This is a genomic window from Paraglaciecola sp. QJM3NY_14, assembly GCF_056173245.1.
The window spans coordinates 1,909,907-1,922,291 of record NZ_CM149664.1 but is presented as its reverse complement, the minus strand read 5'-3'; the positions used below and the strand labels follow the sequence as shown (position 1 = coordinate 1,922,291).

The window sequence follows — 12,385 nt, the reverse complement described above, 5'->3', positions numbered from 1 at the left end:
AACGTGATGTAACAAGAATAATAAATTCAATAACATTATTGATTCAAAAAAATGTCACTTTTGTGTTTTTATAGACGATATTCATCCTTATTACTGGCGCGCTTGTCGCATTACCTATACCTCGACGAGCAAATTTCAGTAACATGCATCAGACGACATTTCGATAACATAATAATAAGAGGCTCTCATGACACACATTCTTTCTGCAGGTATCACACTTGCAATGACGTTGACCACTGCTATCAGCTATGCACAAAGCCCTCCAAGCTATCAGGACCAACAACGCCTGCACGACATAGCAAAAGCAGTTTCTGCAGAACATATCGAACAGGATATTAGAACCCTAGTAGGATTCGGCACCCGCCATACTTTATCTGATACGGCATCAGACACCCAGGGTATTGGCGCAGCTAGACGCTGGATAAAAAGCGAATTCGAACAAATATCGCAAGCGTGCGGCGGTTGTTTAGAGGTGTATTTTCAATCTAAAAGCATCAGCGGTGAACCCCGCATTCCTAACGCCACGGAAGTAGTGAGTGTTATCGCCGTACAGCGCGGCAGTCACGATCCTGACCGCTACGTGTTGATGTCAGGCGATATTGACTCCCGCGTATCAGATGTCATGAATAGTACGTCTATATCTCCTGGCGCTAACGACAATGCATCGGGTGTCGCGGGCACATTAGAAGCCGCGCGAGTGTTATCAAAATATAAATTTAATGGCAGCATCGTTTACGCGGCATTAGCCGGGGAGGAACAAGGTTTATTTGGCGGTAAGATACTGGCTGAGCAGGCTCAAAAAGACGGTTGGCGTATCAAAGCCGTGCTCAACAACGATATGATTGGCAATATCGAAGGCATAAATGGCGTTATTAATAACACCACAGCCCGTATATTTGCCGAAGGCACTCGCCAAACTGAAACCCCGGAGGAAGCGAAAACACGTCGCTTTACTGGTGGTGAGGTCGATTCTCCGAGTCGCAACTTAGCGCGTTACATCGACTGGATGGCAGACCGCTACATTCCTAACCTAGATACCATGGTCATTTACCGTCTAGACCGCTTCGGGCGCGGAGGGCATCATCGCCCGTTTAACGATTTGGGTTACCCTGGTGTACGCATTATGGAAACCAACGAAAATTACAACCGTCAACACCAAGATATACGCAGCGAAAACGGCATTGACTACGGGGATACCATCGAAGGTGTGAACTTTGATTATGCCGCAAAACTCACAGCGTTGAATGCTGTATCACTTGCAGGAATGGCATGGGCACCCTCCCCGCCGGCTAAGGTAAAAATTGCGGGGGCAGTAAAACCAAGCACCACCTTAAGCTGGCAGGCGCTGAGTAAAGAGCAAAACCCGCAACTCAAAGGTTATAAAATTTATTGGCGCTATACAGATGCACCACAATGGCAATTCAGTCGTTTCGTGGGCAATGTGAATACATTTACCCTTGAGAACGTTGTGATTGATAACTACTTTTTTGGTGTTGCCAGCGTGAGTCAAGACGGTACAGAAAGTCCGGTTGTTTTCCCCGGCGCCGCGGGAGCGTTTGGCGAATAACCTAGGTGACTTCTTATAGAAAAACGCAGGCTATGGTGTACCTGAGTATTGAACCACTATCGCTTGTGTTTTTAAGAATGACATTTGGTTGGATGAATGTTGCCACTTGCAGAGGCTGCACGCTGCGATAATAAAAACTGTGTGGCAATCAGGGCATAATAGCGCGTCCGATTTACCCTTTGTGCGGATCCCACCCTAAGTATGCACGAGTTCTAGCGTATGCTTTTTTTGTCGTACTGCTGCAGTTCCATAACTCGGTATACTTGCCTCGAGTAAAGTACCAATTACCGATTTTTACACCTGTTGGCGTGGTAGAGAAGTTATGCCTGTTTACTGCTGACTGATCGAAACGGTTAAACAGGTATTGACCTGCTCGGCTTTGAGGGTGCTGGCAATATCATTTTCTCATCGCCCCCTTCTTTATTTAATTAAAAGTCGTTTATTTAATTATATTTAATTAAAAGTCGGGTAGCACTGTGGCATTCAAGTGATTGCTAATCTCGAGCTGATGCTGCCCGCCATCCCGCTGAGCAGATATTTCGCTCGCCGGTAACATCATGCCAATCGAAGAGTCTTTCTAAATTTCAAAGTGCTCGGTGAGGACCGTTTGTGCCAAACTTTCTTTAAATTCAAATTTTTTGAACAAACTCATCAAAATATTCTTATTTTCTTTCATTATCTGTCGAGTTACTTTAGCCACATCAACACGCATCGCTTACTTTAACTAAGATTGATTGTGAGTTAGCGAGCAGTGTAGAACTTGAAAAGTTGAATTAATTTGAATCAAATATATTGAGGGAAAACCATGAAAAGTACATTTTTAGCAAAATTAACAACGTCACAAGCGGGTTTCTCAGCATTGTCGCTACGTATTCCCGTTGGCATTACCTTCATTGCTCACGGCGCACAGAAGCTTTTTGGTGCGTTCGGCGGATATGGTTTAGAGGGTACCGGACAATGGATGGCCTCCATCGGACTAGAGCCCGGCTATACTTTGGCCTTTTTAGCAGGTAGTGCAGAATTTTTCGGTGGCATCGCGATATTGCTCGGTTTATTGACTCGCCCTGCTGCTGCAGTTCTCGCTTTTACCATGTTGGTGGCTATTTTTGGTGTACACATAAGTAATGGTTTGTTTATGGCCAACAATGGTTATGAGTATGCACTGGCGTTATTAGCTGTGTCTGTCTCCTTGGTATTCTCAGGAGCGGGTAGATTATCGATAGACTCAATAATTTCTGCTCGTGGCATAAAATAAAATTCATTAGGTAGGTGACAGCTATGATAGATATTCGTTTAGCAGCAACACGGGGGCATGCCAACTTTGGATGGCTCGATAGCCGTCATACTTTTTCATTTGGCTCCTATCACGATCCGAAGCACATGGGATATTCGGCATTACGTGTGATCAACGATGATAAAGTCGAACCGGGTACTGGGTTTGGCACCCATGGTCACAAAGATATGGAGATAATTAGCTTTGTAACTCAGGGCATTATTGCTCACAAAGACAGCATGGGTAATGTGAAGCACTTGCCCCCAGGTGAATTTCAGCTTATGTCTGCCGGTACTGGAGTGACTCACAGCGAGTATAATGCATCACAAAGTGAGTCCTTGCGCTTTTTACAGATTTGGATCATGCCGAGTCGTCAGGGGGGGACGCCTGGCTACCAGCAAAAAGCCTTTGGTAGACGCCAAGGCCTTACGCCCATTATCACCCCAACAGGTAAAAATGGCACGCTGGCGATTAAGCAAGATGCCACACTGAGTCAATTGGTGCTTGCTCCTGAGACAAGCCTGAACATCGAATTGGATAAAGCGCGCAATACGTACGTGCACCAAGTCAGCGGGCAGCTTGATATTAACCAGCATCGACTTAATCCAGGTGATGGCGCGAAAATAAATGAACTCGACACTTTGGTTTTAGCTAACAAAGGCACACAGAGTGTCACTGCGTTGTTATTTGATTTGCCTTAATCAATTACTTAAACGCAACTTAGAGTGAAACAATAAAGTGCTATTTATAACCACACCACCCTAAGATTGCTTAGGGTGGTGACTTTCGTTTATGGAGAAAAAATGCGCCACGCCGTTACCCTTGAAGCCCTTAGAGTGCTAAACGCCATTCATAGCAAGGGCAGCTTTGCTGCCGCTGCAGACGCGTTATTCAAAGTGCCCTCAGCTTTAACTTATACCATCAGTAAACTTGAAGCGGATTTGGGAGTTGCTCTTTTCGATCGCAAAGGGCAACGGGCTATACTAACTCCGGCCGGCAAATTGGTGCTTAGCGAGGGGAGTGAAATATTAAGAGCCGCCGACGATTTAGAAGAGCGGGTTCAACAATTAGAATCTGGCTGGGAATCAAAATTGGTGATCTCAAAAGATACAATCATCTCTGAAGCGCCATTACTCAAGCTTATCGCGGAATTTTGCACTCTGGATAAACATGTAGACATCACCTTGATTGAGGAAGCACTTGGTGGCGGTTGGGATGCACTTCAAACAAATCGTGCCGATATTGCTTTAGGCGTTACGGGCGAACTACCCAAGGGACAATATGATGTCGCGCTTCTTGGGGAGTTAGAATTTGTATTTGCTGTGAGCGCTAAGCATCCGTTGGCAGATTTTGTTGGTTTAATAGAAGGGCATCATATACGCCAATACCCTTACATAGTCGTGGCCGATAGTTCCCGCACCTTGCCGGGACGTACCAGTGGGTTGTTCGATAATAAACAGTTGATTCGAGTAAGTAGCATGAAAAGTAAAGCCCAAGCCCAGGCCGCCGGGATTGGCGTGGGTTTTCTACCTATTCATATTGCAAAGCCATTTTTAGACAATGGCAGCTTAGTGGCAAAAGGTACATCACTACCTCGCCCGCCTATTCCTATTTATTTTGCCAGAGAAAAATCAACCTCAGGCAAGGCCGCGCAATGGTTCTGGGAGCGATTGAGTCAGTATAACTGGCTGGCCCCTCAATCGTGACATATTACATAACAGCGCATTTTTTGGTCACATCACGCTTCAAAAACAGGCAATTTAAATAGCTCGGTGAAGATTGCGCTTTGAACACATAAAAATTCATAAGCTGGCAGGAAATTAACTTTCCAGCCAGCATAGAAAGTAATGAATGCTATTTATGAAACGGTTATCAAAAGAGTCATTCATTTGTAGAAACAGTCGTTAAAGCTTAACCATTAATTTCCCATTGTTGGCACCACTTAACAGCATGTTCAACCCATCAACTGCTGATGGTAACCCCTCAAGTACGTGAGCACGGTATTTAATTTGCCCTTTCATCACGTAGGGCGTTAACTTCGCCAGTAATTCAGGTACCTGAGCGTAATGGTCAGGCATTGTAAAACCTTGAATGGTGAGTCGCTTCTTAATAATCGGGATCCAGTTAGGTCCAGCGCTCGGCTGTGAGGTAGCATAATCTGAAATCATTCCGCATACCGCTATGCGCCCATGGGCATTCATATGCTCAAAGATATGCTGCTGAATTGCGCCACCGGTATTTTCAAAGAAAATGTCCACACCATTTGGCGCAAGTTCATTTAGCTTGGCGTTCATATCGTCTGATTTATAGTTAATCGCGCCATCAAACCCTAGCTCATTAACTAACCACTGGCACTTTTCGTCAGAACCAGCAACACCGATAACCGTCAACCCATCTGCCTTTGCAAGTTGACCTACTATGGAGCCTACTGACCCCGCAGCGCCGCTAACCACAATAGTTTCTCCCGCTTTTGGCTTAGCGACTCCGAATAAGCCTTGAGTGGCCGTTAATCCGGGTAAAGCAAACACTGACAATGCTTGTTCTTCGCCTACGCCCGCGGGTAATTTGTTTAAGCCTTGGCCGGTACTGACGAAGTACTCTGTCCAGCCGGTCATCCCCATGACTTTATCCCCTGCTGTAAAATCGGGATGATTACTTTCTACGACTTCACCTATACCAGAAGAGCGCATGACATCGCCAAGTGCTACGGGTGGAATATAGCTTTTGGTATCAGAACTCATCCAACCGATCATCGCAGGATCAAGTGACATGTAGGTTTGTTTGACCAAGATTTCACCAGGTCCTGGCGCAGGCACCGGTTTTTCAACGACTTCGAAAGTTGAAGCGGGGATTGGGCCTGGCTCTGGGCGTTGAATGAGGTTTATAGCGGTATACGTTGACATTATATTTCTCCTAACAATCGTATTTTTGTGTTTTCACTGCTATTTCAGCGATAAATATTATATTAGGCTTTATTTTGCTAAGATAACTCCCTATAAAAGCCAATCTTTATTGTCTTAATAGCAACAATAGAGCGAAATAAAGCGAAACAGATAATTTATGGATCAGCTCAGAGCGATTCGATACTTTTGCAAAGTAGTTGAAACCGGCAGCTTCACCAACGCTGCTACGACTTTCAATGTCCCTCCGTCATCTCTGTCACGAAGGGTCGCTGACTTAGAGCGTTCGTTAGGTGCAACCTTGCTTAAGCGCTCAACGCGAGTGGTGAGATTAACTGAAATAGGACGAACCTATTACAATCAAGTCAACGATATATTGCGTCAATTAGAGTTAAGTAATGACACGGTGCGTAGCTATCAAACAGTACCTACAGGGCAGCTTAGGATCAGTGCCATGGTTGAGTTTGGTGAGCCCATATTGTTTCCATTATTAGAAGAATTTTCACAGCGTTATCCGCAAATTATTCTTGATGTGCGCCTCAGCGACGAACTATCGGCTTTGTCCCGAGACGAGGTAGACATTGCTATACGAGGCGGGTATGCGCCCAATGAGCGCGTGATTGCAATTAAATTAATGGAAAATCAATTTATTGCCGTTGCCACTAAGGCTTATTTAGAACGATATGGCACACCAAATACACCATTGGATCTCTGTCATCATAAAGGATTGTATTATCGAACCCCTAATGGTCCATTGCGCTGGATCAGCGAAATAAACGGCCAATGGCAAGACGTATCCGCCCCACAGGTGGCGGTTTCAAACAATGGAAAATGGTTATTAGGGAAAGTGCTAGCGGGGCAAGGCATGATGATGGCGCCCAAATGGCTGCTTAAGGAATATCTTGTTTCCGGGGACCTGCAAGAGTTAAGCCTGTCTCCCGAAATTAACATCACTTCGAGCAGTGATTTCGGTATTTATCTTTTGTACCAAAAACAGCGCTATTTAGTGCCAAAAGTCAAAGCAGCAGTGGACTTCCTGGTCGCAAGAATAAAACAATTGCATGCTTAAGTGGTTCTGAAGATAATCAATTTAAACGTGATTTTTGCAGATATCTAATAAACTTCTTAACAGCAATTCATCGTTGTAAAACGGCGCACTGCGCATCGTCACTAAATCACGCTGTACGACTTTAATTCCTAGCTCACGGAGTCGCTCAAAAGGAATCCCACCCGCGTAATATTTCTCATTTACATCGAGTAAAATGGTACTGATATATTTGGCTGGTGGAAGAGGTTGTTCTGTGTGTTTGCGCAAATAGCTAATGAGAGTCAAAACACAATCTTCTAAGCTCATACCTAGCTGTTCAGGATCATTACCTAGATTGGGAATGTAGACCTTTGGATTTGGGTTTCTGCTGACAGCGTCCCCTACTCCGACAGGCAATAAATTAGCCACGATACTGGTAAAAAAGCTGCCAGGTGGATAACAAATCATATCGGCTTGCTCAATATATTGGCGATTTTCGCTTAACAAAGAACAATCGACAGCCTCGGGGTTTTCATCGCTCTCGCACAAAAAAAGTTTGGTAATAGCGCTATGCAATACAGGGGTTTCTTTGGCCGTTAATAAATGCTGACCAATCACCGTACTGCCGTCCTGCAATTCTGCGGCTATTTGCAAGTTACACTCGACTATCGGCCTGACTACACCACGAATATCCAACATTTGATGAAAGAAATCGATGCTACATTGCAGTCTATTTTCACCTGCGCACAGGGTATCAATGAACAACAAATTACCGATACTGGCACCGTTTAAATCAAAATTATCAGGCAAACTTTGCAAAACCCTAGCCATTTTATGACAGAACATTTGGCGCTTCTCTATTTCTAGCGAACGTACAAGTGGATCTTGGCCTTCTGCCATCGACTTAAGATGTTCACGAAGAACGTGCTGAGCTGCAATACAGGACAATCGATAACCCAATAAGCGAACTACAACGTTTTGTTCCGGCGTAATATTGTGACTTAGGGCCAGTAAACGATTTCGAATATCTCCAACGCCTGGTAATGCAAAATGCCGACGAATGGTCGCTGAACTGCCACCTGAATCAAACGGTGTTACAAGGTGCACCGAATTATGCGTTGCTTCTATCAGTGGCTGACAGAAACTTCGCAATGCGCTACCGCCACTGAAAAATAAAAGGTTCTTCCCCTGATGCGCTGCCCTATGCTGAGCGTCCAAAGGAGACAGAACAGACGTTAATTTTGTGTGCTGAGTTGGCTTAACGCGCATAAATAGAGGCATTCATATGATGAGGTTAACCCTGAGTGTGACTTTATTATTATGCATAATAGATTACACCTTCGTACAAAAAAGCCAAGGGCGAAGGTAATGTTGCTAGAGTAAAAGCTATATTAAGACGCCGTAAAATTGATAGCGGCTTGTGAGTTAGCGTTTTTACTAGGCGTTGTTTTTAGTGGCCAATGACTTTGAAAACCTGATTTCGCTAAAATGTGGGTTTGCATGTTGAGCTTGCATCAAAGCAATTAAATTGAGCGCTATGCTGCATTCCCCTTCTGCTGAATGAAGCACAATACATTCTTGTTTCTGCTTATTGTAGCTTGTGTCTTTTGCCGTCCCTTTAATCTCACTACCATCGCGCAAACGTAACAAAATTGGCATGTTAAATAAGCAAGCTAGCTCAATATAATCTTGTTCAGCACATTTCATCGTTCATCTCCTGTCTACCCTAAAGATACTGACTCATGTCAATGAGCTATAAAATGCAAAAAAATAGCCCAACAATGTGGGCTATCAGTATCAGCAAGCTGCAATGAAAACGCTAGTTAACGTGGTGGGAACATTCCACCAGGACCACCAGGGGGCATCATACCTTTCATGTTGCGCATCATTTTCTTCATGCCACCGCCTGACATTTTCTTCATCATCTTTTGCATTTGGGTAAACTGCTTCAACAGGCGGTTTACGTCTTGAATTTGAGTACCAGACCCCATAGCAATTCGACGTTTGCGTGAGCCTTTGATGGTATCGGGCTTAGCACGCTCAAGGGGTGTCATTGAATTAATGATCGCTTCCATTTGGTTAAATGACTTGTCGTTGGCCTTGTCTTTCACCTGAGCGGTCATGTTGCCCATACCGGGTAGTTTATCCATCATGGACATCATGCCGCCCATATTACGCATTTGTTCCAACTGCTCTTTGAAGTCTTGTAAGTCAAAACCTTTGCCTTTCTGTACTTTCTTGGCAAGACGTTGGGCTTTATCTTTATCAACTTTACGCTCAACTTCCTCAATCAGGCTCAGTACATCACCCATACCCAATATACGTGAAGCAACACGCTCAGGGTGGAAAGGTTCAAGGGCGTCAATCTTTTCGCCCATACCCAAGAATTTAATAGGCTTGCCAGTGATATGGCGAACAGATAATGCAGCACCACCGCGGGCATCACCGTCTGTCTTCGTCAAGATAACACCGGTCAATGGCAACGCTTCATTAAACGCTTTGGCCGTGTTCGCGGCATCTTGCCCGGTCATGGCGTCCACCACGAACAATGTCTCTATCGGTTTAATCGCTTGATGAAGGTCTTTAATCTCTCCCATCATTTCTGCGTCTATGTGTAAACGCCCCGCAGTATCGACTAATAACACATCAAAGAATTTTTTCTTTGCGTGATCAACTGCTGCATTAACAATATCAATCGGCTTTTGTTCAATCGTCGACGGGAAACACTCTACACCGACTTCAATCGCTAGGGTTTCAAGCTGCTTGATGGCCGCAGGACGATACACGTCAGCACTGACCACAAGTACTTTTTTCTTTTCACGGTCGGTTAAATAGCGCGCTAGTTTACCCACGCTGGTGGTTTTACCCGCACCTTGCAGACCTGCCATGAGTACGACTGCTGGCGGCTGCGCGGCAAGGTCTAAGCCTTCATTGGCCTGCCCCATGACAGATTCCAACTCAGCTTGTACAATTTTGATGAATACCTGGCCGGGATTTAAACTTTTTGAAACTTCGGTGCCTACAGCACGCTCTTTCACCTGCTCAATGAAGCTTTTTACCACTGGCAAGGCGACATCGGCCTCAAGAAGCGCCATGCGTACTTCGCGCAGGGTGTCTTTGATGTTGTCATCAGTTAATCGGCCACGGCCGCTGATATCTTTGAGAGTTTTGCCTAAGCGTTCTGTTAAATTTTCAAACATAGCAAATTGATACAAGTTAAATTCTAGATGTGCTTATGATACCTAAATTCCTCCCAGATAAGAACCAAAGCAGTACAACAAATAAAGTTAATGAGAATTATTGCTAAACACTAGGTATGAAAGGGCATAATGGTTATACTCCGTCGTCTCAGAGCGTTAATCGTTCGCGTTTTTGCCCTTCAGGCTTCGTTCGTGAATTCGCTCAACATCAATACGGAAATCGAGGTTAGATCATGTTGTTAGGCTTAATTTGTTTTTGCCTATATGCTGGCGCTGCTGGCGTAATTTTATTGAAGTTTTTTGACCATAAAGGCCCCAACCTAAAACTGTCTTATGTATTAGCTATCGCAGCGATAGCCATGCATGCTTGGCTATTAAATAACGATATTTTTGTTAGCCTTGGCGAGAATTTAAGCATGCTCAATGTTGCTTCACTTGTCGCATGGTTGATTAGTGTGACCATGTTGATAGCCGCCTTTACCATGCCAAATACCATTTTACTGCCTGTGGTCTATTCATTTACTGGTGTCATAATTCTGCTTGACCTCTTTATTCCCGATGCGCACATTATGCAAATTGGCGTGCGCCCTGAATTAATGATTCACATAGGGTTAGCGCTATTTGCTTATGCTTGCCTTGGTATTGCCTTACTCTACGCGCTACAGTTGGCATATATCAACATGCGCCTTAAAGAGAAAAAAGCCTCGCTCCTGCACTCTTCCCTCCCCCCGTTAATGATGGTTGAAGGCATCCTCTTCAAATTGCTTACCGTTGGTACCATTCTTCTAACACTGTCATTAATAAGTGGGTTTGTATTCTTAGAAAACATGTTTGGCCAAGGACAAGCTCACAAGACCATTTTGTCGATATTGGCTTGGTTGGTGTTTTCTGTTGAGCTATTTGGACACTTCAAATTTGGTTGGCGCGGTAAACCCATTATTTTCGCCACTATTTTGGGCTCAATACTTTTGAGTCTGGCTTATTTTGGTAGTCGGTTTGTCAAAGAAATAATTCTAAGCTGATCCTGTTTTTAGCCAATATCTATAGTAAAATAAGCCAACTTGCTTGAAACGTGGGGAATTTGCCCTTAAAGTTTCGCTTTAACAACCTTTAGGGATCCCTTAGTTGGACGATATATCAACAGGTAGTCTATTTATTCTACTTGGTATTTTAGTATTACTTTCCGCTTATTTTTCTAGCTCTGAAACCAGTATGATGTCGATCAATCGATATCGACTAAAACACTTGGGTAACGAAGGCAATAAAGGTGCTCTGAGAGTTCAAAAGCTTCTTGAAAGGCCTGATCGCTTGATCGGTTTAATCCTTATTGGCAATAATCTCGTCAATATTGCAGCATCGGCAGTTGCAACCGTATTAGGGTTACGTTTATACGGAGATGTCGGTATAGCGATGGCGACAGTGGTGCTCACCCTGGTTATCCTTATTTTTTCTGAGGTCACACCTAAGACGGTTGCAGCACTTTATCCAGAAAAAGTCTCTTTTCCAGCCTCTTTTTTCCTTCTACCTATGCTTAAGTTACTTTACCCATTGGTGTTTTTAGTAAACGGAATAACTAATTTTATTTTAAAGCTGTTGCGCATCAGTACTGATGACAGTGGCAGCGGTAGTTTAAGCAGAGAAGAACTGCGCACCGTAGTACACGAAGCGGGCGCCATGATCCCCAAAAAGCACCAAGACATGTTAGTGGGCATTTTAGACTTAGAGAAAGTGACCGCTGAAGATATTATGGTCCCACGCAATGAAATTGTGGCCATAGATATCAATCATGAATGGAAAGACATTCAAAAACAGTTGATAAACTCGCAACACACTCGTGTTTTACTGTATCGCGATAGCATTGATGACGCAGTTGGCTTTGTTCATGTGCGTGATGCCTTGCGGTTGCTGTCCAAAGACGAGTTTACCAAATCCAGCCTTTTGCGCGCAGTCCGGGAAATCTACTTCACCCCTGAATCGACACCATTACATACATTAATGTACAAGTTTCAAGCCGTTAAAGAACGCATTGGTCTAGTTGTGGACGAATACGGTGATATTCAAGGTTTGGTTACCTTAGAAGATATCCTTGAAGAAATTATTGGTGACTTCACCACAAGCATGGTGCCGGATCATAGCAAAGAAGCAGATACTCAGCAGGATGGCAGTGTACTGGTTGACGGTAGCGCCAATGTTCGAGAGTTAAACAAAGAGATGGATTGGCATTTTCCCACCGAAGGACCAAAAACCCTTAATGGGATTATTTTAGAGTATTTGGAAGATATTCCAGAAGCCAATATCAGTTTACGATTAGCTGGCTATCCTCTTGAAATTATCGAAATGAAAGATAACGTTGTCAAAACAGTACGAATAATGCCGCAATTCTACTTAGCACAAGATAATAATAGATCTGATTGAGCG

The 12,385-nt window shown here is 44.1% G+C and carries 11 protein-coding genes; 7 read left to right on the top strand and 4 right to left on the bottom strand.

From position 1 onward, the window contains the following. The first annotated feature begins 223 nt into the window (after nucleotides 1-223). The 4 genes from AC0VYA_RS08240 to AC0VYA_RS08225 all read left to right on the top strand — a co-directional run bounded on the left by AC0VYA_RS08240 (nucleotide 224) and on the right by AC0VYA_RS08225 (nucleotide 4,546). Nucleotides 224-1,567 carry a M28 family metallopeptidase gene (locus AC0VYA_RS08240; protein WP_475491048.1) on the top strand — a complete coding sequence of 448 codons (1,344 nt, stop codon included), beginning with the start codon at nucleotides 224-226 and terminating at the stop codon, nucleotides 1,565-1,567. An 805-nt stretch (nucleotides 1,568-2,372) separates the two neighbouring features. Then, nucleotides 2,373-2,822, top strand: a complete 450-nt coding sequence (locus AC0VYA_RS08235; RefSeq protein ID WP_475490671.1) for a DoxX family protein — start codon at nucleotides 2,373-2,375, stop codon at nucleotides 2,820-2,822. A 23-nt stretch (nucleotides 2,823-2,845) separates the two neighbouring features. Further along, the gene (locus AC0VYA_RS08230) at nucleotides 2,846-3,541 is read left to right on the top strand and encodes a pirin family protein (protein WP_475490670.1); all 696 of its coding nucleotides are present in this window, start codon (nucleotides 2,846-2,848) and stop codon (nucleotides 3,539-3,541) included. A 102-nt stretch (nucleotides 3,542-3,643) separates the two neighbouring features. Continuing rightward, entirely contained in the window at nucleotides 3,644-4,546 is a 903-nt protein-coding gene (locus AC0VYA_RS08225) for a LysR substrate-binding domain-containing protein (RefSeq protein WP_475490669.1), read from the top strand. A 198-nt stretch (nucleotides 4,547-4,744) separates the two neighbouring features. Here AC0VYA_RS08225 and AC0VYA_RS08220 read toward each other — a convergent pair whose 3' ends face one another. Then, nucleotides 4,745-5,743, bottom strand: coding sequence for an NADP-dependent oxidoreductase (locus AC0VYA_RS08220; protein ID WP_475490668.1), 999 nt, complete (start codon nucleotides 5,741-5,743; stop codon nucleotides 4,745-4,747). A gap of 157 nt (nucleotides 5,744-5,900) precedes the next feature. On the opposite strand from AC0VYA_RS08220, the gene AC0VYA_RS08215 reads away from it, so the two are divergent. Next, nucleotides 5,901-6,809 carry a LysR family transcriptional regulator gene (locus AC0VYA_RS08215; RefSeq protein ID WP_475490667.1) on the top strand — a complete coding sequence of 303 codons (909 nt, stop codon included), beginning with the start codon at nucleotides 5,901-5,903 and terminating at the stop codon, nucleotides 6,807-6,809. Nucleotides 6,810-6,830: 21 nt separating this feature from the next. Here the strand turns inward: AC0VYA_RS08215 and AC0VYA_RS08210 are convergent, their stop codons facing one another. The 3 genes from AC0VYA_RS08210 to ffh form a co-directional block, all read right to left on the bottom strand. Then, entirely contained in the window at nucleotides 6,831-8,036 is a 1,206-nt protein-coding gene (locus AC0VYA_RS08210; protein ID WP_475490666.1) for a GAK system CofD-like protein, read from the bottom strand. Nucleotides 8,037-8,204: 168 nt separating this feature from the next. Next, entirely contained in the window at nucleotides 8,205-8,474 is a 270-nt protein-coding gene (locus AC0VYA_RS08205) for a Rho-binding antiterminator (protein ID WP_473479928.1), read from the bottom strand. Between the two features lie 116 nt (nucleotides 8,475-8,590). Further along, entirely contained in the window at nucleotides 8,591-9,967 is a 1,377-nt protein-coding gene (gene ffh, locus AC0VYA_RS08200; protein WP_011574497.1) for a signal recognition particle protein, read from the bottom strand. A 233-nt stretch (nucleotides 9,968-10,200) separates the two neighbouring features. Here ffh and AC0VYA_RS08195 point away from each other — a divergent pair, with 233 nt between their 5' ends. Beyond that, the gene (locus AC0VYA_RS08195; protein ID WP_011574496.1) at nucleotides 10,201-10,989 is read left to right on the top strand and encodes a cytochrome C assembly family protein; all 789 of its coding nucleotides are present in this window, start codon (nucleotides 10,201-10,203) and stop codon (nucleotides 10,987-10,989) included. Between the two features lie 103 nt (nucleotides 10,990-11,092). Beyond that, complete coding sequence (locus AC0VYA_RS08190) at nucleotides 11,093-12,382, top strand: HlyC/CorC family transporter (RefSeq protein WP_011574495.1); 1,290 nt, start codon at nucleotides 11,093-11,095, stop codon at nucleotides 12,380-12,382. Nucleotides 12,383-12,385: the final 3 nt, after the last annotated feature.